Genomic DNA, 22521 nt, shown 5'->3' on the forward strand with positions numbered 1-22521 from the left:
CACCAGCGGCTTCTCGGCCCTCGATGGAATGCCAAACTTCAGAAGGGGGATACGATTGGCCGCGAAAATCCCGCCTCAGGGGGTGACTATCGCGGGCGATCTCACAGCCCTGGCGTAGCGCCGGGCGAGCGCGGCGCAGGCCATGAGCTGGATCTGATAGAACACCATCAATGGCAGGACGATGAGGCCCAAGGCGTGGCCGGCAAACAGCAAATTCGCCATCGGGATCCCGGTGACGAGGCTCTTTTTCGAGCCGCAGAACACGATCGCGATTTGATCCTCTCGCGAGAAGCCGAGACCGCGTGCGGCAAGCGCGGTGATCGCCAGCATCAGCGCGAGCAAACTGCCGGCCGCGGCAAACAGCGCCATCAGCGGTCCCAAGGCGAGCTGGTGCCAGATCCCGCTCAAAGTGGCTGCGCTGAACACGGTGTAGACCACCAGCAGCACCGAGCCGCGATCGACGCCGCTTAAGGCGCGCCGCCGTGCCTGCACCCAGCTCCCGATCCAGGGCTGCAACAGCTGGCCGGCGACAAACGGAAGGAGCATCTCCAGCCCGATCGATCTCAGCGCATTGAGCGAAAACGCGCCGTGCGCGTCCAGTACGAGACCCGTCAACAGCGGCGTCAGGAAGATACCGAAAATGCTCGAAGCCGAAGCGCTGCACAGCGCCGCCGCGACATTCCCGCCGGCGATCGAGGTGAAGGCGACCGAGTCCTGTACCGTCGACGGCAAGGTGCAAAGAAACAGGAGGCCGAGATAGAGCGGCGGCGTCAGCAGGGTCCCGGACAGCGGCCGCAAAGCGAGTCCGACGACCGGAAACAGCACAAAGGTGGCGGCAAAAATGACCAAATGCAGCCGCCAATGCAACGCCCCCGCAACGATCGCCGCGCGCGACAGCCGTGCGCCTTGAAGAAAGAACAGGAGGCCAATTGCAGCTGCGGCCAGATCGCCGAAAATCCCGGCGCTCGTGCCCCGGCAAGGCAGCAGGAAGGCCAACATCACCGTCGCCAGCATGGCAGTCGTGAACTCGTCGGGGCGGACGCGAGACAGCGCGCTCATCGGGCCGGCTCCGCTGGTCGGGGTTGCGCCGGCCTTAAAATGTCGGCCTTGCTGGAATTGTGAACCCAGATCGCCGGTGCCCGCCAATCGGCTGCGGCAGCAATGTCCCCGCGCAGCACAAGGCCGCGGCATGCGGCGAGCGTTGACGGGCCGATCCGCCCGCTGAGACATGTCTTAGGTTTCGGCAAAGTTACTGCAGCCATCGGCCGCCTCCCTCAGACCGAAAAGTACATGTCGAACTCAAGTGGATGCGGCGTCGTTTCGAGACGCACGACTTCCTGCGACTTCAACTCGATAAAGGAGTTGATCTGATCGTCGTCGAACACATCACCCGCGTTCAAAAAGGCACGATCCTTGTCGAGGCTTTCAAGCGCTTCCCGCAAGCTGGTACAGACGGTCGGTATCGACCGCAGCTCTTCCGGTGGCAGGTCGTAAAGATCCTTATCCATCGGCTCGCCCGGATGGACCTTGTTCCTGATGCCGTCGAGCCCGGCCATCAGCATCGCAGCGAAGCCAAGATAAGGATTGGCGGACGGATCGGGGAAGCGGACCTCGACGCGCTTCGCTTTCGGGTCTGCGGCGAAAGGAATTCGGCACGAGGCTGAGCGGTTGCACGCGGAGTAGGCGAGCAACACGGGCGCTTCGTATCCCGGGACCAGACGCTTGTAGGAATTCGTCGATGGGTTGGTGAAGGCGTTGATCGCCTTGGCATGCCGGATGATGCCACCGATGTAGTGGAGGCAGATCTCGGACAGGCCGGCATAGTGGTTGCCCGCGAACGCCGGCCGGCCATTCTTCCAGATCGATTGATGCACGTGCATGCCCGAGCCGTTGTCGCCATGGACCGGTTTCGGCATGAAGGTCGCAGCCTTGCCAGCGGCATTGGCGACCTGATGTACGGCATATTTGTAGAGTTGCATCTTATCGGCATTGCGGACGAGCGTGTCGAACCTAATACCAAGCTCATGTTGTCCGGCGGCGACCTCGTGGTGGTGCTTCTCCACTGCGACACCCATGCCGGCAAGCGCCTTCAACATTTGCGACCGCAAACCTTGGCAGGAGTCAACCGGCGGAACCGGAAAGTAGCCGCCCTTCACGCGAGGACGGTGACCGAGATTACCACCGTCCATGATGCGATCGTCGTTGGACGGCAATTCCGATGAGTCGAGCTTAAAGCCGGTGTTGTAGGGGTCGGCCTTGTAGCGAACGTCCTCGAAGATGAAGAATTCCGCCTCCGGGCCGAAATAGGCGATGTCGCCGGCGCCGGTCGATTTGAGATAGGTCTCCGCCTTTCTGGCGGTGCCACGCGGATCACGATTGTAGGGCTGGGTAGTGACGGGATCGTGGACGTCGCAGAGAACCACCAGGGTCGGTTCGGCGAAGAATGGGTCCCGATGCAACGTCGTCGGATCAGGCAACAACACCATGTCCGACTCGTTGATCGCCTTCCATCCGGCGATCGACGAGCCGTCGAACATCACGCCTTCAGTGAACACGGTTTCGTCAACGACAGAGCCATCCAGCGTCACGTGCTGGAGCTTGCCTTTAAGATCGGTAAAGCGCAGGTCAACAAAGTCGATTCCATCGTCCTTGATCGCCTTTAGAACGTCGTTTGCAGTCGTCATTGCCGTTTTGCCTTTCCGATCAAGCAGATCCCCCCCGCGAGCGTACGGAGACTCTGATGACCGCCAGTTACGGAATCATCACCGGCGTGGGCAATACGGTTACGGCTGTAGTCGCGCGGCGCCGCCTTTTTGTCATCTTCAGAACGGAGCGACTGCCTTCAAATGTCGGTGGACGACGATGAGACCACTGGCGGTGTTACGGAGAGCCGGTCGCGCCAGCCACCAGCCATGAGAACAAACAATCGTGCTCGGTAAGCGACTGTCAAACTCTAGCTAGGCAACTGGAATGTTGACGATGTCCATTTCCAGGGAAAGACCCGAAGTAGTTGGCCAACCGCCAAAATGGCGAGATTGACCCTCAGCAGACCAACGTAGGCCGGACGTCAATATCGCCTTGGCATCGCCTTCGGACCGATTGGCGCGACAACGGCGTTCGGCTATCGCTCCATTGACCCAATAGGGGTGGAGGCTCCCGCATGTGTCATATCTGCCGCACTGTAGACCTATTCCTCGAACGGGTCCGATCTGCCGCACTGTAGACGTATTCCGACGTTCATGCTCCCGGCGGGTCTGAGGGGAACGCGCAGCAGGTTACTGCCTTGTTTCTTCTAACCTAGTGGAGAAGTACCGTGGTGAAAATTGTGATTATAGCGGGTGCAACGCTTGCCCTGGTGACCGCCGCTGGCGCGGCCGACTTCCCGCACCGACAGCCCGTCTATCAGCAGGCTCCAGTCGGCAAGATGCCGATTGGCAAGACCCCAGTCGGGAAGGCCCCAATCGGCAAGGCACCCGTCGTGACGCGGGGCTACTAATCCGCGGTATTGACTCAGGTCTCGTTGATCTGACCTTTATCGTCGATAGTTGAAGGGCGACGCGTGGCAAATAGACCGAAGAGATTAGGACTATGCTTGTTTGCGGGATTCGCACTCGCCGTTTTGCTCCCGTGCAAAATCCAATCAGCTGCTGCAAACGAGATTGACATTCGCGCCGGTTCGGAACGCTTCATTTCCCAGAGACGGGAGGTCCACAAGCGCACCGCCGACGCGAACGCGCTTGTTTCCAGTGAGGCGCCCATTGAATCGAAACCGGCGCCACGGTCTGTTCGAAAGCCGGGGTCGGTATCAGCAAAGGGCCCGTACTATGTTGATTTCCGAGCCAGAACGGCGGCGAGCTGGGGACACGCTTTCGTCTGGTTTGGGAAGACAAGCGAGCGAGAAGTTGAAGTCGCGGGCCTTACCCCTGCGGGCGACACCCTAGCCTATGTAGTTGGTTATTTGACGTGGGTGCCGTCCGAGACCGGGGCAAGCTATGGCGATCTTGATCCGCAGTACTTGACCGCTAGTTACCGAGTTTACTTGAATGAGCCGGACGCAAAGAGGGTTTTCGCATACATCAAGCAATTACAGGCGAGTTCACCGGTCTGGAACGCCGAAACATCCAATTGCACTGCGTTTATCGGTAGCATCGCAGATTTTATGGGATTGAAAGTTCCCCTCCGCTGGGAGCGTCCTGAGGAGTATGTCAACAGCCTCAAGGCGATGAATGGCGGGCGCCAGATAGTCCACCTGTCGTCAGAACAATAGCTCGCGTTCGTCGTTGGGGCCCTATTCATCGTTAGCCCCTAAAGGATGAGCCTTCGCGTCACCCGTCTAAGATCAAGATCAGTATCCGTTTCCGGAAAGGCTGCGTCGCTCGGGTTTTGCACGACGGTGATGCCCTGCTCTGCTTGAGTGCCGACAGGCCGTAGCCGCGAGGATGGCGCCGATTGCTCTGGGACCACAGCAGAGGCCCGTAGATGGAATAGCGGATCGAGGACCGGCGTTGTTTTCACGCGCCCCGAGGCGCTTGGGCTTATACTCTGGTCAAGAGGGCGTCCATTCCAGTTCGCGGCGCTTGTTCTGGATTGTCCAAGCCGGCAAGTGCCGGTGATGCCAGTAGTCGGCGACGCCGATGTAGATATGGGCCTGGACCATGTGGCCAGTCTCGTAGACGTCAGTCACCTTGCGGTCATAGGACCGGCCCTTGCGTTCGAGACGGTCAAGCTGCTCCAGGGTGGCATCATCGACGTGGTAAATCTCGCCGGCAATGGCAAGCGGTGGGAGCCCGAAGTCAGCGGGGACTGCATCCAGGACGATTGGGAAAACGCCGGTCGTGATCATCCAATAGGTTCTCAGCGTTGCGGCTTCACCTATGAACTTGCTCATTTCGAGTAGAGAGTGATTGTGATGGCCGCGCCGCAGCGTGCCGTAGACAAAGACGCGGTGGGTCTGTGGGGTCGTCATGAACGACTTGCTGAGCTGACTGTCCGCCATGCGTTGCCCGCCGTATACCAATTTCGCCGGTTCGTCGCTGCGGAAGGCTTGATGGGCTACGGCAGCAGTGAAACTGAGTACTACCATCTCATGGAACCTATGCCGGAAAAATTCTCAGAGGTGACAAGCCGGCCGATCTGCCGGTCCAACAGTCGGCCAGCGCGAACGGAATCGACGCCCCTAACTCTCTCCTAAGTATCGCGCTCTAAAGTCACGACCTTGAGGCGGGAGGAACAACTGACCTTCGTTCCTGGCCATGAGACCGCGATGTGGGTTGTGAGGTACGACTCTTTTTTTTGCGCAGTGAGCACGGCAACGATGTACGGCGAACCGATCGGGTGACGGGCTTGAACCGTTTCGTCATTCAGGGCTCAGAACCAGGCAATCCTGCATACCAGCAATTTCATGGTAATTGCGGTCCAGACGACGGGCTCAATACGGCCATATCTCTTTTATACGCGAGTGTGCCATGCTACCCCCGTTCCCCACAGGCTCCATCTCGTCGGCAAGAAGTGTTGCCTTGCGTGAAACGGTCAATGCCGAACATACTCATAACTGGCCTCCCAACGCGCTCGGCCATTGAAGAACTAGCCACGATCGGTGGCCTGGAGCTGAAGTGCGTCGCTCAGCCCTGATCATAGCCCTGCTTGTTATTGGAGCAGCCGCTGTTTTAGCCGACACTCGCTGGTGGGGATCGTCGATCTCGCAATCGGTCGCGCGGGGTAGCGGGCCAGCCATCCCGGTCGTGACCGACAAGGCGAGGCGCGCGGATGTGCCTATTTACCTGACCGGTCTGGGGACGGTGCAGGCGTTTAACAGCGTGCTCATCAGGTCGAGGGTTGACGGTCAAATCGTCAAAATCAGGTTCGAAGAGGGCAGCGATATCCACGCCGGGGATGTATTGATCGAGATTGACCAAGCGCCATTTGAAGCGGCGCTGGCTCAGGCGAAAGCCAATGAGCTCAAGGATCAAGCTCAGCTCAACAACGCCCGGCGCGATCTGGGCCGATATTCCAGTCTCGCGAAAACCGGTGCAGGCAGCGCTCAGCAGTTCGACACAACGCAAGCCTTGGTCGAGCAACTGGAGGCAAGTATCAAGGCTGATCAGGCGTTGGTTGACACGGCGCAGGTCCAACTAAACTACACCCGCATCCGTTCGCCGATAGACGGGCGCGTCGGAACGCGCCTCGTCGATCTAGGCAACATCGTGCGGGCAAGTGATACGACGGGCATCGTCACCATCAACCAAATCCACCCTATCTTCGTAAGCTTCGCGCTTCCCGCCGACTCGCTGGGGCAACTTCGTGCCGGGTCGAAGGATGGTGATGTCATTGTTGTGGCGCTCAATCGCGACGGGCAAACTCTCGCCACAGGCGTGCTCGCCGTCATCGACAATCAGATCAATCCAGCCACGGGCACGATCAACTATAAGGCGAAATTCGACAACGCCGATGACGTCTTGTGGCCCGGACAGTTTGTCAACCTTCGTATCCAGCTTGCGACCCGCCGCAATGTGATCGCAGTACCGGTGACGGCGGTGCAACAGGGGCCCGACGGATCTTACGCCTTTGTCGTCGGCGACGACCGCACCGTGCAGAAACGGGCACTCAAGGTCGGCGCGCGCAACAAGACCACCGCGATCATCGACGACGGGCTGCAGCCGGGCGAGCAGATCGTCACCGACGGTCAATATCGGATTCAGGCCGGGAGCAAAGTGCAAACCGAATCGCCTGTTGACGCCGGTCCCGCGAATTCACCATGAACGTCTCAGCTCCTTTTATCGTACGGCCGACCGCGACGACGCTCTTGGTCATCGGCCTCAGCCTGCTCGGTTTGGTTGCTTATTTCCTGCTGCCCATCGCCGGAGTGCCGCAAGTCGATATCCCTACCGTCCAAATATCGGCAAAGTTGCCTGGGGCGAATGCAGAGACCATGGCTTCATCGGTGGCGGCGCCGCTCGAACGGCAATTGTCGCTGATTTCGGGGGTAACCTCGATGAGCTCCGCGAGCTCGCTCGGACAGACTTCGATCCAGGTGGAGTTCGACCTCGGCCGCAGTCTTGACGGAGCCACACAAGACGTCCAGTCGGCGATCAACGCGGCCGGCGGGCAACTGCCTAAGAATCTGCCTAATCCTCCGACCTATGAAAAAGTCAATCCAGCCGACGCGCTGCTGATGTCCATCGCGGTCACCTCGCCCGACCTGCCGATCGCGAAGGTCGACGATTATGTCGAAAATTACCTCGCTCCCCAGATTTCCCGCATTAGCGGCGTGGGTATGGTTGATTTTCACGGCCAGCAAAAACCGGCCGTGCGCGTGCAGATCGACCCGAGCGTGGCATCGGCGATGGGGCTCAGTCTTGAGGATGTCCGGGCGGCCATTGGGACCGCAACCGTCAATGCTCCGAAGGGCACCCTGGATGGCCGCAGGCAATCCTTGACGCTGGATACCACAGACCAGATCTTCGACGCGTCGGCTTTCAATTCGGTGATCGTGGCCTATCGCAACGGAGCGCCGGTCCGGATCAGCGACCTCGGCAAGGCCGTCAACGGCGTCGAAGATGTTCGTGAGGCCGCATGGTTGAATGGCGAGCGGGCTGTCATTATCGACGTGCACAAGCAGCCCGGCTTCAACGTCAATCAAACAGTGCAGTTGGTGAAGGATGCGCTGCCCGGGCTTAAGCGCACCCTGCCGCCTTCGATCGTGGTGCGGGTTCTCGGCGACCGCACCCAGACGATCCGGGCCTCGGTCGGCGACGTGCAATTCACGATGGCCATCAGCATCGGCCTCGTGGTGCTGGTCATGTTCCTGTTCCTGCGCAATTCGCGCGCAACGCTGATTCCGAGCGTCACCATCCCGGTCTCACTGCTGGCGACCTGCGCGGTGATGTACCTGGTCGGCTACACCATCGACAACGTATCGTTGATGGCGCTCACCATCGCGGTCGGCTTCATCATCGACGACGCCGTGGTGATGGTGGAGAACATCATTCGCCATATCGAAGCCGGCGAGCGCCCGCTGCAGGCGGCCCTGATCGGATCGCGAGAGATCGGCTTCACCATTGTATCGATGACCTTTTCGTTGATAGCGGTGTTTCTGCCGTTGTTGTTGATGGGCGGGCTGATCGGACGATTGTTCCGCGAATTCGCCGTCACCGTGAGTGTGGCGATCGTCATCTCGGGAATTGTCGCCCTGACGCTTACGCCGATGATGTGCGGTTGGCTGCTGCGGGCGGATGACAATCACGCCCACCCAAAAGCAGCCGGACGGATCGAGACTTTGCTCGATGCCGCTTTCACGCGGTCGCTGGACGCCTACGCGGCTTGCCTCCGCTGGACGCTGCGTCACCGGCTTACGATGATGGCCGTGATGACTGTAACGCTGGCCGCCACTGCATTGCTCTACATCGCGATTCCGAAAGGCTTCTTTCCGCAGCAGGACAACGGCACCATCCAGGGAACCGCCGAAGCTGCCCAGGACATTTCCTACGCGGCCATGGTGGAACGGGTGCATGAACTGGCCAAGGTCGTGATGGCCGATCCGGATGTGCAGACGGTCTATTACTGGGTCGGCGCCAATCCGACCGTGAACAGCGCCCGCCTGATGATCGACCTTAAGCCGCTAAGCCAGCGCAAGGCGAGCGCGACAGATGTTGTCAACCGGCTGCGCCAAGCGACCACCCGGGTGCCGGCGATTGCGTTCTTCGCCCAAGCCCGTCAGGACGTGCAGATCGGTGCGCGGGTCAGCAAGACGCAATATCAATATACCCTGCAGGATCCCGACGTTGCCGAGCTCTTCAAATGGGCGCCGATCGTGCTGGCGAAACTCTCCTCGCTGCCGGAACTGCAGGACGTGACGGGCGATTTGCAGGCGACCGCGCCGCGCATGATGCTCAAGATCGATCGCGATATCATCGGCCGATTGGGAATTTCCCCACAGGCGATCGACGATACGCTTTACGACGCATTCGGACAGCGGCAGGTGGCGACCATTTTTGGTCAACTCGACCAGCACCGCGTCATCCTCGAAGCCACGCCCGCTTCCCAAGAAGACGCGTCTTCGCTGGAGACGCTATACGTGCCGTCGCCGGCAGGACAGATGGTGCCGCTGTCGGTGCTGACAAAATCGGAGATGTCGGTCTCTCCACTCACGATCAACCATCAGGATATGTTTCCGTCGGTGACGCTGTCGTTCAATCTTGCGCCAGGACACTCGCTGGGCGAAGCCATTGCCGCGATCGAGAATGCGGAACAGACGCTCGCCAAGCCCGCCTCCCTCACCGCCCTCTACCAGGGATCCGCGAAGGTTTTCGAAACGTCCTTGGCAAGCCAGCCTTACCTGATCGCGGCGGCGATCATCGCCGTCTATATCGTTCTCGGGATTCTGTATGAAAGTTTCATCCATCCCATCACGATCCTTTCGACCCTGCCTTCGGCGGGCGTGGGAGCCTTCTTGGCCCTGATCGCTCTCGGATACGATTTCTCGCTGATCGCCTTGATCGGCGTTATTCTTCTGGTGGGAATTGTGAAGAAGAACGCGATCATGATGATCGACTTTGCCCTGGTCGGGGAACGCCAGCGAAATTTGACGCCGGAGCAATCGATCTACGAAGCTTGCCTGATGCGGTTTCGTCCCATCATGATGACGACCATGGCGGCGTTGCTTGGAAGTCTCCCCTTGGCTTTGGGATCTGGAGCCGGTTCGGAGTTGCGCCGTCCGCTCGGCATCGCCATCGTCGGCGGCCTGCTGCTGTCACAGTTCCTTACGCTGTTCACAACCCCGGTCATCTATATCTATCTAAGCAAGCTCACGCGCCGGCCGCATCACGATCAGCGGCCCCGAATTCATTCGAAGGCTGAGGAGCAAGCTGACGTGGTTACGATTCGGGCGGCAGAATAGGAAGTATGTCGCGAAGGATCGATGAACTGAGCTTGGTTTATTCCTCGTGGTCCCCAATCCTGTAGCGACGTTGCATCGCAACTCGATCATTGCGAGGGCAGCGCAGCATCGTCTGCCCGCTATCTATCCGTATCGCTTCTTCGTTACGAGTGCCCCATGGCGGTTTGCGAATCCCTGCGCTTTCGGCGGCAACGTGAATGGTAAACCACAAAATCGCTGCTTCGCGCGCGCGAACCTCAAATCCGGTTCGATGGCCGCTCCTGGCGCAGGGAATGGAAGCGACAAAACGTATTGACTACCCGAACACTGCAGCCCTTAGTTTCGCTAAAACGTCACAAGCTTACAGGGGAGCCGCAATGGTGAACACGATAGAATCCGGATCGCGCGAGGATCACCGCTGCTGTAGCTGTTGTGGCCCATCGTCGTCACGACGCGATTTCCTCGCGGGGCTAAGCGCACTCGGTGCAGCCTCGGTTCTCCCGACCTTCGCTGCGCGTGCACAGACAACGCCGGCGCTGATCGATACCCACCTTCATTTCTATCCGCCCGAGTATCAGAAGCTCTGGCTCGATTACGAAGATGCGCGCAAGCAGCCGCACTTCCCCGGTCAGGTCGCCTGGACCCGCAGCAAGCTCATCGAAGACATGGACCGCAATGGCGTACGTGCGGGCATCCTGTCGATCGCCTCCACTCCCGGCGTGTGGTTCCACGCCGGGCCGGCTGAAGCGGGCCGGCTCGCCCGCGCGTGCAATGAATACGCGGCCGAAATGATGCGCGACCATCCAGGCCGCTTCGGCCTGTTCGCAACCCTGTCGATGCTGGATGTCGATGCCACTCTCAAGGAGATCGAATATGCCTTCGACACCCTAAAAGCCGACGGGATCGGCTTGCAGAGCAGTTATGGGGACAAATGGCTCGGAAATCCGGCTTACAAGCCGGTGCTCGAGGAACTAAACCGGCGCAACGCCGTCGTGTACGTGCATCCGCTGGTCGCAAGTTGCTGCAGCGCGCTTAGCGTCGGCACCTTTCCGGCGGTCATCGAAGTCCCGCACGACACGACGCGGACGGTTACCAGCCTGCTGCTGAGCGGCTCGTTTGCCCGCTACCGCGACATACGATGGCTGTTCTCGCATGCCGGCGGCACGATTCCGATGATGGCCGGGCGGATCAACGCGTTTTACGGCGCGCGGCCGAACCTGAAGGAATTCGCGCCAGAGGGAATCGAAGGTGAACTTCGACGGCTTCATTACGACACCGCCAACGCGACCTTCGCACCGTCAATGGCCGCCCTGATGAAGCTCGTGCCGGTCTCTCAGATCACCTACGGTACCGACTACCCGTATTTTGGTTTGGGCCAGATCGCCGACCTAACGAAGCTGGGATTGTCGGCCGGCGATCTCGATGCCATCGGCCATGAGAATGCGACCCGCTTGATTCCCCGGTTGCGCGCTTAGCTCCCACGCGGAAGCCGATGCGCTCGGAGGGCGGCGACATGAGGGACCACATGTTTCATACAAAAACGACCACCGGCCTTCGTATTGGCGGCAAAGAACTTTGCCGCAGCAGCCGAGGGCATGCTGGACAAATTTCAAGCCGGCCGCCCAAGCGTATGACAAATTCCGCGTTCGAATTGTCGATAGGCCTTGAGAGCTTGTCGGTCTGCGAAGGGGAGGATCTGCATCATGATCACGCCGGCGATCCGCATCGTCGGGTCGATCCAGTAATATGTATTGAACAGACCGGCCCATGTGAGGCTGCCTGCCTTGCGGCCATCGGAGACGGGATCGATATTGATCATGTGTCCAAGCCCCCATCGCAGCTGAACGCCCGGAAAAAAATCCACGTCGTTCGATAGCGCCAGGTTTGTCGTCTTGAGGATTCCCGCTTCGAGGTCGCCGATCTGGTTTGCGGACATCAAGGCAACGGTCTCCGGCCGAAGGATACTTGTCTCGCGGAGGCTGCCGCCATTCAACAGCGCCTGCAGCAGGGTCAGATAATCCGCCGCTGTGGAATAGATGCCGCCTCCGCCGGAAAACACTTTCGGAACATTTAGCTTTTCCAGGGGCTGCGGAAGAAGTTTTCCATTCGCGTCCCTCACATGCAGCCTCGCCTGACGCGCGCGCTGTTTCACCGTAAGCGAGAAGCCGGTGTCGTTCATGCCCAGCGGTCCGGTGATGTGATCGCTGAAATAGCGATCCAGGCTCTGCCCGCCGGCGATTTCCACCATCCGGCCGACCCGGTCCAGACTGCCGCCATAGGCCCACCTGGAACCAGGCTCGAACATCAGCGGCATGCGCGGCAAGGATGGATTGCTGCCGGCAACCTTGAGATAGCGAACGACATTCGGATCCCAAAGCAGATAGCTGAACCCGGACGTGTGCGTCAAAAGGTTGCGCAGCGTTATGGGTTTTTGCGCCGGGCGCAGTTGCGGAACCCCTTTCGCATCGAAACCGGTGAGAACCTGCGCCGAGGCGAGCGTCGGATCGATATTGCTGGCCGGCTCGTCCAGCTCGAGCTTGCCGCGCTCCACGAGTTGCAGCGCGGCGACCGACGTCAGCAGTTTGACCATCGAGGCGATGCGGAAGACCGTGTCGGTCGACATGCGTGACGCGGCGGCCATGTCGCGGAAGCCGAACGCGCCTTCATAGACCACTGATTGTTCGTTCGCGGCCATCGCGACAACGCCGGGTATTTCCCTGGCGCTGACCCTTGCCTGCAATGCTCTGTCGATTTCCTCACTGTGGGCCGGCTTGTTGAGAGACGCGGCGATGCCGGTCAAAGGTGCGGCCGTAATCATGCTTGCGGATGCAAGAGCCGCGGTCCGCAACAGTGCATCGCGTCGGGTGATTGGCCCTGTCATTTGCGTCTTGAAGAAGATGAGGCCGCTTGCGCTCGCGAGGGGATCCGGCGAGCGCCCATGGAAAACACCTGTAAAACCAGCACAAATCGGCTTACCAGCAGCACGAATGTTACCACTAGAAGCTACAACCGATCAACCGCACAACGGCTGTCGAACGTTCGGGTCCTTCCATTGCATGCCCGATAGTCGGGATAGGTGGGAACTGCTGCTCTCGCTCTTTTTGGCGGTTTAGGGCACCGAAGTTCCGCGGCAGTTCCATTGGGACACTCGTTTGCCGCGCAGCGGCCACGACTTGCGCACCTTTCGAAGGCAAACACCGACTGCTCAAACAGCGACCCCAGGTTACCCATGCCAAAAGTGAAAATCCGTGCGTCCACGATCCTCGGCGAGTTCGAGCAAGCCCAGAGTGAGCTTGTCGGCAAGGCCGTGATCCTCACCGATGGAAAGGCCGGTACTGTGGAGGGCGTCTGGCTGGACGAAATGCACGGCCTGCGAATCTCTATCAAAGGCCACGACGGGAAATGGCCCATTTCCACCATCAAATTCGCGCAGCAGAGCTAAGGCCCGCTTTACCGGTCGCCGAATGACGCGCTGCGTCACCGTGATCGGCGGCAAATCAACGAAAGGCTGCCGGGAAAAAGGAGGCTAGACATAAGGATGTCCGATAAAGCTGCTCAAATCAATTTCCATGCCCCCGCGACTCTCAGGAAATGGCCATCGGTCAATAGTGAACGGGTTAGCGCCTCGCTCGGTGCAAGCCCTTACTTGATCATTGAGGGCACTCTCGATGAGTGCGTCCAGAAGTTTATGTCGCAACCCAAATCTCAGCACCATTTGTATGAAATCCACACTGCTCCGCAGTCCGATCTCGTTAGCGCTATTTTGGCGGCGGAGCAGATCGTTGAAATCGCACGGCTAAGGGATTTTCTCTAAAGCCAGGTCTTGTCGTTTTGGGCAGGATTGCTCAGGGTGTGACTGCTTTTGGCGCAGCTAAGGGGCTCCTGCATTCGAGCCCTTTAGCGTCTTCGTCGGGTAGACTTACTCAATGTATCCGCACGATGTGGGGCGTCGGGATTGTACGCACGGGCACCGTGTTCGCCGGGCGGTAGCCGAAGTACGTCACGTTGCCGTATTGGCCGCTATGCGACGGATAGGTGTACGGCCTCACGCCGCCGAGGAACGTAACGTTGCCGTATTGGCCGTTATGGCTCGGCAGGGTCGTTGGCGGCGCACCGAAGAATACCACGTTGCCGTATTGGCCGCTGTGGCTCTGGAACGTGTATGCCCGAACGCCGCCCAAATACGTCACGCCGCCGTAGGAATAGTTGGCCGCCGCGGCGGGCGACGAAGTGGTCAGTATGGCAGCCGTCGAACCGCAGAGGATCGTGGCGGCGAACATCGTGGAGGTCAGAACTTTGCGCAGGATTGACATGGTATTTCTCCGTCTGGCTTGGCCCGGAACCATTCCGGCCTGTAAGCCTAAGGACGGACAGGCCTGCTTTTTTTCCGCGCCCTCCTGATTAATTTCTTGATGGCTTCCGGCCGCCTCCAAAGGGTACAGGGATTACAAGCCTCAAACCGATTTGACCTCGCCGCCATCCATCCGCAGCGTCGAGCCCGTCATCCAGCGGGCAAGGAGGCGATATCAAAAAGCGGCAACCGCGCGAAACAGGCGACTCATCGATATCGCCTCGAGATGCAGCCATAGAATTGGCGCCTCGGACCGCGCACGTCCGAAACGTGCCATGCGCGAACATCAATAAAGGGCTGATTTGCAGCCACTGGACGCTGCCGACCTCTTTGCTAGAGTGGAGGCAACGGTAAGCCGGTCAAAGAGCCGGTTCCATGCCGGGAGGTGAACCATGTTCGTGACCAAAGCGCTTGCGCGGTTGACGATGTTTGCCGGCTTGATGGCGCTCCCAATCGCAATCCCCACCACAGTTGATGCGCAGCAGCCCGTAACCGTCGGCCCGACCGATATCGGGGGCACCGTCACCAGCGCGGCAGGCCCGGAAGCCGGGGTCTGGGTGATCGCCGAAACCACCGATTTGCCGACCAAGTTCGCCCGCATCGTGGTCACCGACGATCAGGGCCGCTACCTCGTGCCCGATCTGCCCTCGGCGAATTACAGCGTCTGGGTGCGCGGCTATGGTCTCGTCGATTCCGCAAAGCTCACCGCAAAGCCGGGCCAGCTTCTCAATCACACCGCGGTGCCGGCGCCGAACGAAGCTGCGGCGGCGCATTATTATCCGGCGATCTACTGGTACGCGATGATGAAAATCCCGCCCGCCGGCGATTTCGGCGGCAAGAGCGACATTCCCGAAAAGCTCACGCAGATTGACTGGCTGAAGCTGATGAAGAACCAGGCCTGCATCGGTTGTCATCAGCTCGGCCAGGAAGCCACCCGCACGATCCCCGAAGCTTTCGGCAAGTTCGATTCCGGCGCAGCCGCCTGGATGCGGCGCGTTCAATCGGGGCAGTCCGGCGAGGCGATGACCAACTATCTTGCCGGGATTTTGGGCGGCGCCCCCTTCAAATATCTCGGCGACTGGACCGACCGCGTCGCCAAGGGCGAACTGCCCAAGGCCAAGCCGCCACGTCCGCAAGGCGTCGAGCGCAATATCGTGATCACGTCATGGGAGTGGTCGACGCCCGATAAATATTTGCACGATCTGATTTCGTCGGACCGGCGCAATCCGACGGTCAATGCCTACGGCCCGCTTTACGGCTCGCCGGAATATTCGACCGATAACATGCCGATCCTGGATCCGAAGACGAATAAAGTGTCGTTCTTCAAGATGCCGGTCGCCGATCCCGAGATGCCGGAATCGCTGGGTCCCGGACATGCCGCCAGCGTCAAGCCGCTGGAGCCGTCGGCCTATTGGGGTGAGCAAAAGCTCTGGGATACGCGTGCGAACAACCACAACTCCATGTTCGACGAGAAAGGCCGGCTCTGGCTTTCGGCCACCGTGCGCGGCATGGATAACCCGGCGTTCTGCAAACAGGGTTCCGACCATCCGTCGGCCAAGGTGTTCCCACTGGAGAAGTCGGCGCGCCAGGTGGCGATGCTCGATCCCAAGACGATGAAGTACAGCTTCATCAACACCTGCTTTGCCACCCATCACCTGCAGTTCGGCTACGACGCCAATGACACGTTGTGGCTCAGCGGCACCGGCCCGGTTGCCGGCTGGGTCAACACCAGGATGTTTGACGAAACCGGCGACGCGGCGAAGTCGCAAGGCTGGTCGCCGTTCGTGCTCGACACCAACGGCAACGGCAAGCGCGACGACTATGTCGAGCCCAACGCCCCGCTCGATCCGGGCAAGGACAAGCGGATCGTGCCGGGCTCGGGACCTTACGCGGTGATGCCGTCACCGGTCGACGGCTCGATCTGGTACACCGTCGGCATCTTCGGCGGCACGCCGGCGTTCCTGCGATTTGATCCGGCGACCGGACTGTCGGAAGTGTTCAATGTTCCGGCGCCGGCGTTCGGAATCCGCGGCGGCGATATCGACAAGAACGGCGTGGTCTGGGCGTCGTTATCGAGCGGTCACCTCGGCAGCTTTGACCGCCGCAAGTGCAAAGGCCCGCTCAACGGGCCGAACGCCACCGGCAATCATTGTCCGGAAGGCTGGGCGGTCTATCAGTATCCCGGCCCCGGCTTCGACGGTATCGGCGAGAACAGCGCCGAGTCGAGCTACTACACCTGGGTCGACCAGCACAACACGTTCGGGCTTGGTGAGAACATTCCGATGTCCACCGCCAATCTCAATGACGGCTTCGTGGCGTTGAAAGACGGCAAGATGATCATGATCCGGATTCCCTATCCGCTCAGCTTCTATGCCAAGGGCTTCGATGGGCGGATCGACGATCCGAACGCCGGCTGGAAAGGCCGCGGATTGTGGAGCACGAATGGCGACCGCACGCCCTGGCTCAAGGAAGGCGGCAAGGGCTCAATGCCGCGCGCGGTGCACATCCAGTTGCGGCCCGATCCGCTGGCGAACTGAGGTTCGCTGCGACAATTTGAACGCGCCGTGGCCCATGGCTGCGGTGCGTTGATGCTATTGCCCCAACACCCTTCGCAGCCAACGCGTAGGGCGGATGAGCGACCCGTCCGCCGTAGCTCAACGAGCGACCTGTCCGCCGTAGCTCGAAGAGCGAAGGCGGAAGGCGGAAGGCGGAAGCGCAATCCGCCGTTCCGAACCGCGCATCGTTGGATGTGAGCGCATTGTCTCCCCGCCGATGTGCGCGGTGTGGCCGATTACGCATTGTTCACGACGATGAATGCGTCATTCGGCGCCAGTTCAGATTGACTCCGCCATTCTCTCTCGCATCGCGCGCTCTGCCGCTCGACGGCATGGTGACGCGGCTTGAACGACGAGAACGAATGAAAGGAGCAACGTCATGTCAAAGAATTGGATAGCCGCCGGCGCCTTGGGTTTGATGGCCCTAGGTTTGATGGCCGGGATGCCGACTGCCCAGGCCATGCCGATCGGCGACGCCGGCAGCGGCGACGCGCACGTGATTCTGGTTTACGGCGGCTGTGGTCCGTATGGGCACCGCGGTCCGTTCGGCGGATGCCAGCCGGGCGGACAATGGGGAGGCGGCGGCATCAGGCGGTTTTATGGTCCCTACGGCGGAGCTTATTGCCCGCCTGGTTACCACCTCGGCCCGTATCGGCATGCGTGCTGGCCGGGCGTTTGAGACGCGTTCAGCGCGTGGAGCGGGTTACGCGCAGCCGTAACCCGCCAATTCAGCGGCTGTAACGGCGGATTACAATCCGCCCTACGCGTTGCGGCGCGTTTACGCCGACTTCCGCACCGCGTTGTCGACCAGCGTCTTGCCGAGCGACCAGATCGCGCCGGGGACCTTGTGGCTGGAGGCGATGACGTTGTCGAACGCGGTCTCGATCCAGTTGCAGTCTTCTTCGGTGATGGTCAAAGGCGGCAACAATTTAATGGTGTGGCTGCCGTGGCCGGAAACTTGCGTGAGGATCTTGTGATCCTTGAACAGCGGCACCGTGATCAATTGGCAGAAAAGGCCCCTGTTGGCGGTCTCGAGCACGTTCCAGGACGCCTTCAGCCGCAGCGATTTCGGCGGGCCGAATTCGATGCCGATCATCAGGCCCTTGCCGCGAACCTCTTTCATCAACTCGTAGCCGGGCACCATCCGCGTCAGCGCCAGCCGCAGTTCGGCGCCGCGCTTGGCGGCGGCCTCGATCAGTTTTTCCGACTCCAGCACCTCGAGCGTCGCGATGCCGGCCGCCATCGCCAGATCGTTCTTGGCGAAGGTCGATCCGTGCACGACCGCCCGATCCATTTGATTGAAGATCTTGTCGAAGATGCTCTTGCGCGTCAAAAGCGCGCCGACCGGCACGTGGCCGCCGGACAACGCCTTGGCGATCAGCACCATGTCGGGTTCGACGTTCCAGTGCTCGACGGCCAGGAAGCGTCCGGTCCGCCCCATTCCGGTCTGAATTTCGTCGGCGACCATCAGCGTGCCGTACTTGCGGCACAAAGCGGCCGCTCCCGGCAGAAATTCGTCGGTGGGCATGTTGACGCCCTTGCCCTGGATCGGCTCGAAGATAAAGGCGGCAACCTGGCGCGACGACAGCGCCCGCTCGAGCGCTGCGAGATCGTTAAAAGGGATCGGCGTGCATCCCGGCAATAGCGGCTCGAAACCGCTCCGGAAGTTGGGATCATCGGTCAGCGACAGCGCGCCATAGGACAATCCGTGGAAGGCATGGGCGCAGTACACGATGCCGGGCCGGCCAGTGGCGCCGCGCGCGAATTTGATCGCGGCTTCGACACATTCCGCCCCGGAATTCGCGAAAAACACCTTGTCCAGATAGGGCACGTAATCAAGCAGGCGCTCGGCCAGAACGCCGGCAAGGGTCGACACGTCGAGTTGCACGAGATTGGGCAGGTCGCTGTCGAGGACGCTCTTTAAGGCCTTGCGCAGCGCCGGGTGGTTGCGGCCGATCGCAAAAACGCCAAAACCGCTCAGTAGATCGAGGTAACGTACATCGTCCCGATCGAACAGATATTGGCCTTGACCCTTCTGAAAGCCGACATCGTAACCAATGGTCTTGAGGACCCGTACCAGTTGCTCATTTAAGTGGCGCGAGTGCATGGAACTGCGCTGCGACTGGCGGTCCACAAACATCTCGGAAACGTCTAGATTTGAATATAGCATCAGCTACATACTTCGGTTGATAGCCATTTCGTCAACTGAAAACGTTCAATGCGGCGTTTTGCCCTTGTTCGGGTCATCACATTAAGCACAGGTTTAGACCATGTTGCACTGCCCACGTAAGACCGCGCGTACATTAGTATATTCCGGAATATTTTTGGCGACAGGCCTTGCGCAGGCCTTTGCGCTGGACCCGACGGGCGATTGGCGCGTGGCCGACGGCGTCGCCAACATCCGGGTGGCCGAATGCAATGGCAGCATGTGGGGCGCAGTCGCCTGGGAGAAACAGCCGGGCGGCCGCGATACGCATAATCCGGATGTCTCGAAACAGAACAGGCCGACGCTCGGGATGCCGATCCTGATCGACATGAGGAAAAAGCCCGGCGTCGACCAATGGGAAGGCCAAGTCTACAACGCCAAGGACGGGCAGTTCTACAGTTCGACGATCAAGCCGCTCAGCCCCGACCAAATGGAGATTCAAGGCTGCGTGCTGGGCTTTCTGTGCGGCGGCGAGACCTGGACCCGGGTCGCCGGCCCAATTCCCTCAAGTCCCGCCAACAGCATGGCCAAGGGCCCGCCGAAGAGCCCGGGCGCGCCGCCCCACACCGCCGGGATGACCGCGCCCAAGACCACAGGCTCCGTCGGCCCCAAAACGCCGGGTCAGAAATTGGCGACCGCCGCGCATCCGGCCGATCCGGTCGGCGATATCTGTCTACTCCCCGACATCGCGGGGTTTGCCCATTAGCGCCGGCTGAAACAGCAAGACCGCGGCAAGCGTGGTGACGAGGGAGAGCGCCAGCAGCTTGCCCATGCTCGACGTACCGGGATGACTGGACAGCCACAGGCTGCCAAATGCGGTCGCCGTCGTCATCGCGCTGAAAAATATCGCTCGCGTCAGGCTCGACTGCAGCAGATTGGTTCTGCCCGACCGCCACGCCGTCACATAGTAGATCTTGAAAGCCACGCCGACCCCGAGCAATAGCGGCAGCGCGACGATATTGGCGAAGTTGAGCGGCATTCCGATCAGCACGCAGATTTCCAGCGTCACCGCGCCGGCCACCAACAGCGGGACCAGCGTCAGCAAGACGTCGGTCATTCGCCGCAAGGCGAGCCAGAGCAGAAGGCCGATCACGACCAGCGCGCAGATCCCGGCCTGAATGAAGGCCCTCACCACGAGATCGCCCGACTTGAGGATCGATACCGGCCCGCCGATCGCGGTCGGCTCGGCGGCCAGAACCGCGGCGGCAAACTTGCGCAGCGTGTCATTGTCGTTCGGGTCGCCGCGCGGCAGCGCCTCGACGCGCTGCAGACCATCCTTGGTTTTCCAGGAATTCAATAGTTCGGGCGGCAGGGTCTTGAGGCTGACCGGCTGCGCCTGCAACGATTTCTTCAGTTGCTCGAGCGTGATGTTCAACGGGTTGACGAAGATGGCCTGGGTCTTGTCCCGGGTGGCTTGATTGGTGTCGGCAAGCTTCGACAGCGCGTCCGCAAGCCGGCGCGAGGCGACCGCACCCGGAGCCTTGGCCTCGCCGGCGGTCTTGCGCAGGCTTTCAGCCGACCCCTTCAGGGACTCGACATTCTCCTGGTCGGACGGGGCGGGATCGATCTGGTCCGGGGTGAGCGCGGGATTGAGGACCTTGGCGACTTGGGCGATCAGCTTCAGTTTCGCCGGCTGGTCTTCGGGTATGAAACTCTCCAGCCACCTCACGCTGAGCACTTCCGGCACCTTTTCAAGCCGCTCGGCAATCTTCTTCGCCTCGGCGTCCGAATTCGTCATCACGTTGATGGCGTTGGCGCCGGTGTTGGGGTCCTTGCGCAAATCGAGAAAGGTTGCGATCGACTCGACCTTGGGACTTCGCAGATTGATCGGGTTGAAGTCGAAGCGCAGGAAATAAAGCAGCGGCAGACCGGCCACCGCAATCAGCAGCGTGCCGACGATGATGATGACGCGATGGTCTTCGAGGAAACGATCGACCGGCGCCAGGAATGCATAGCCGACCGGCTCACTTTCGCCGGGCGGGTTGAGCAGGTTCAGCATCGCCGGCAGCACGGTGATGCTGGACGTAAAGGCGACCAGCATGCCGACACCGGCGATCTCGCCGAGCTCCGAGATGCCCTTGTAGTCGGTCGGCAGGAACGACAGGAATCCCGCCGCCGTCGCCATCGCGGCCAGCGACAGCGGCACCGCGGAACGTTCGGCCGCCTTCTCGAGCGCGGCCTTGAGATCGTCGCTCTTGAAGCGCTCCGAGCGGTAGCGGACGCTGTACTGGATGCCGAAGTCCACGCCGAGGCCAACGAACAGCACCGCGAACGCGACCGAAAGCAGGTTCAGCGAACCCACCATCCACAATCCAACGGCGGTGGTGATGGAAAGCCCGATGAAGAGGTTCACGAACACCGAGAAAATGATCTTTGGTGAATGCAGCGCCATCCACAGAATGAACAGCACCACCAGCACGGTGCCGATGCCGTTGACGATGGCGCCGTCCTGCACGGTCGCGAATTCCTCGTTGGCGATCGGAACCGGTCCGGTCAGCCGGACCCGCGCGCCATATTCACCTGCCAGATTGAGATCGCGGGCCGCCTGGCGGATGGCATCGGTGGCTTCCTTGCCGGGCTCCAGCGCGTTGAAATCGAGGACCGGCTTGAACTCGATGAAGGCGCGGCGATCGGCATCCGTCAACGGCTTGTCGCTGACCAATTCGCGCCAGGAGAAGGTCCCCGAGCCGGTGCTCAGCACGTTCTCGATGGTCTGGGCGATCAGGTTGAACGGCCGCTCGGTGCTGTCCAGCTTGATTTGCCCGCGCCTGACGCCGGCAAGGCCTGTTTCCAGCGCGCCGGTCAGTCCCCTGATAGAGGGGTCGCCGGCCATGATTTCGATCAGGGGCGCGGCGGATTCGAGCTGCCCGGTCAGCCGGCCGACATCGGCCACAGGCAGGAACAACAGCCCGTTCTTCTCAAAGAATTCTCCGGATCCGAGCGGCTGGACCGACTCGAAATGCTTGCTGTCGCCGGACAGTTTTTGCGCGAGCGCCGCACTCGCCGCGCCGGTCAGTTCCGGCGTCGGGGCATCGACCACGGCGAGAATGGTCCGCTCCCGGTCGAAGGCCTGCTCGAACTTATTGTCGCGCTGGCGCCAATCGAGCTTCTGCGAAATCAGCGTATTGATGTCGGTGTTGATGGAGAAATGCCGGGCCGTGTAGTAGCCGGCCGCTACCGCAAGGATGAGCGCGATCAGGACAGTGGGAAGGGCAAACCGCGTACAGAACCTCACAATCGAAACAACAATACTTGTCAGCACATTTTTTCTTTCTAATGTTAACATCTCGCCTGAAACGCCCGCTCTCTAGCGGAGTTCCAGCAACCGACCTATTGTTGTTTTTGGGCGCTTTTTCAAGGCACGGAGAGGCAGCGCAAAACATGCCAAAACCGTGCTGGCAGGCTGGTATAGCGGGGATGGGCCTGCGGTAAAGTGACGAACAGGTGAGCCTTCGGGGACTTCTTTCGGGACGATTTGGGGATTACTGTAATATATTACCGCCGGGCTTTGGCCGGTCGCCTTGCGATCCGCCTT

17 protein-coding genes are annotated in these 22521 nt (G+C 60.4%); 10 read left to right on the forward strand and 7 right to left on the reverse strand.

Annotated elements, in window-relative coordinates; translation table 11 throughout:
• Window positions 1-75 precede the first annotated feature (75 nt).
• Together B5526_RS05855 and glnA are read right to left on the reverse strand one after the other, a co-directional pair.
• The gene (locus tag B5526_RS05855; protein WP_197688452.1) at window positions 76-1050 is read right to left on the reverse strand and encodes a bile acid:sodium symporter family protein; all 975 of its coding nucleotides are present in this window, start codon (window positions 1048-1050) and stop codon (window positions 76-78) included.
• 224 nt (window positions 1051-1274) lie between these two features.
• Window positions 1275-2684 carry a type I glutamate--ammonia ligase gene (glnA, locus tag B5526_RS05860; RefSeq protein ID WP_079537345.1) on the reverse strand — a complete coding sequence of 470 codons (1410 nt, stop codon included), beginning with the start codon at window positions 2682-2684 and terminating at the stop codon, window positions 1275-1277.
• A gap of 629 nt (window positions 2685-3313) precedes the next feature.
• On the opposite strand from glnA, the gene B5526_RS38850 reads away from it, so the two are divergent.
• A complete protein-coding gene (locus B5526_RS38850; RefSeq protein WP_079537346.1) occupies window positions 3314-3496 on the forward strand; it encodes a hypothetical protein in 183 nt (60 codons plus the stop codon).
• Window positions 3497-3559: 63 nt separating this feature from the next.
• Window positions 3560-4267, forward strand: a complete 708-nt coding sequence (locus B5526_RS05870; protein WP_079537347.1) for a hypothetical protein — start codon at window positions 3560-3562, stop codon at window positions 4265-4267.
• A 279-nt stretch (window positions 4268-4546) separates the two neighbouring features.
• Here the strand turns inward: B5526_RS05870 and B5526_RS05875 are convergent, their stop codons facing one another.
• Window positions 4547-5083, reverse strand: a complete 537-nt coding sequence (locus B5526_RS05875) for a gamma-glutamylcyclotransferase family protein (RefSeq protein WP_079537348.1) — start codon at window positions 5081-5083, stop codon at window positions 4547-4549.
• A gap of 529 nt (window positions 5084-5612) precedes the next feature.
• On the opposite strand from B5526_RS05875, the gene B5526_RS05880 reads away from it, so the two are divergent.
• The 3 genes from B5526_RS05880 to B5526_RS05890 all read left to right on the forward strand — a co-directional run bounded on the left by B5526_RS05880 (window position 5613) and on the right by B5526_RS05890 (window position 11349).
• The gene (locus tag B5526_RS05880) at window positions 5613-6758 is read left to right on the forward strand and encodes an efflux RND transporter periplasmic adaptor subunit (RefSeq protein ID WP_079537349.1); all 1146 of its coding nucleotides are present in this window, start codon (window positions 5613-5615) and stop codon (window positions 6756-6758) included.
• Window positions 6755-9895 (forward strand): efflux RND transporter permease subunit, encoded by a 3141-nt coding sequence (locus B5526_RS05885; RefSeq protein WP_079537350.1) that lies wholly within the window; start codon window positions 6755-6757, stop codon window positions 9893-9895. The genes B5526_RS05880 and B5526_RS05885 overlap by 4 nt, the downstream gene beginning before the upstream one ends.
• A gap of 356 nt (window positions 9896-10251) precedes the next feature.
• Complete coding sequence (locus tag B5526_RS05890) at window positions 10252-11349, forward strand: amidohydrolase family protein (RefSeq protein WP_079537352.1); 1098 nt, start codon at window positions 10252-10254, stop codon at window positions 11347-11349.
• A 134-nt stretch (window positions 11350-11483) separates the two neighbouring features.
• On the opposite strand, the gene B5526_RS05895 is transcribed toward B5526_RS05890, so the two are convergent.
• Window positions 11484-12692 (reverse strand): serine hydrolase domain-containing protein, encoded by a 1209-nt coding sequence (locus B5526_RS05895; protein WP_079537354.1) that lies wholly within the window; start codon window positions 12690-12692, stop codon window positions 11484-11486.
• 411 nt (window positions 12693-13103) lie between these two features.
• On the opposite strand from B5526_RS05895, the gene B5526_RS05900 reads away from it, so the two are divergent.
• Both B5526_RS05900 and B5526_RS05905 read left to right on the forward strand, forming a co-directional pair.
• Entirely contained in the window at window positions 13104-13316 is a 213-nt protein-coding gene (locus B5526_RS05900) for a PRC-barrel domain-containing protein (protein ID WP_079537355.1), read from the forward strand.
• 96 nt (window positions 13317-13412) lie between these two features.
• Window positions 13413-13688, forward strand: a complete 276-nt coding sequence (locus tag B5526_RS05905; protein ID WP_079537356.1) for a hypothetical protein — start codon at window positions 13413-13415, stop codon at window positions 13686-13688.
• Window positions 13689-13797: 109 nt separating this feature from the next.
• Here the strand turns inward: B5526_RS05905 and B5526_RS05910 are convergent, their stop codons facing one another.
• On the reverse strand, window positions 13798-14187 hold the full coding sequence (locus tag B5526_RS05910; protein WP_079537358.1) for a hypothetical protein: 390 nt from the start codon (window positions 14185-14187) through the stop codon (window positions 13798-13800).
• 430 nt (window positions 14188-14617) lie between these two features.
• Here B5526_RS05910 and B5526_RS05915 point away from each other — a divergent pair, with 430 nt between their 5' ends.
• Window positions 14618-16762 carry a carboxypeptidase-like regulatory domain-containing protein gene (locus B5526_RS05915; RefSeq protein ID WP_079537360.1) on the forward strand — a complete coding sequence of 715 codons (2145 nt, stop codon included), beginning with the start codon at window positions 14618-14620 and terminating at the stop codon, window positions 16760-16762.
• Between the two features lie 397 nt (window positions 16763-17159).
• A complete protein-coding gene (locus B5526_RS05920; RefSeq protein ID WP_079537361.1) occupies window positions 17160-17459 on the forward strand; it encodes a GCG_CRPN prefix-to-repeats domain-containing protein in 300 nt (99 codons plus the stop codon).
• 99 nt (window positions 17460-17558) lie between these two features.
• Here B5526_RS05920 and hpnO read toward each other — a convergent pair whose 3' ends face one another.
• On the reverse strand, window positions 17559-18950 hold the full coding sequence (gene hpnO, locus B5526_RS05925) for an aminobacteriohopanetriol synthase HpnO (RefSeq protein ID WP_079537363.1): 1392 nt from the start codon (window positions 18948-18950) through the stop codon (window positions 17559-17561).
• Window positions 18951-19050: 100 nt separating this feature from the next.
• Here hpnO and B5526_RS05930 point away from each other — a divergent pair, with 100 nt between their 5' ends.
• Window positions 19051-19692: a DUF2147 domain-containing protein gene (locus B5526_RS05930; RefSeq protein WP_079537365.1), complete on the forward strand. Its 642-nt coding sequence runs from the start codon at window positions 19051-19053 to the stop codon at window positions 19690-19692.
• On the opposite strand, the gene B5526_RS05935 is transcribed toward B5526_RS05930, so the two are convergent.
• A complete protein-coding gene (locus B5526_RS05935; protein WP_079537366.1) occupies window positions 19660-22248 on the reverse strand; it encodes an MMPL family transporter in 2589 nt (862 codons plus the stop codon). The two genes, B5526_RS05930 and B5526_RS05935, sit on opposite strands and share 33 nt — an antisense overlap.
• Window positions 22249-22521 lie beyond the last annotated feature (273 nt).

It is taken from the genome of Bradyrhizobium lablabi, assembly GCF_900141755.1.
GTDB lineage: Bacteria > Pseudomonadota > Alphaproteobacteria > Rhizobiales > Xanthobacteraceae > Bradyrhizobium > Bradyrhizobium lablabi_A.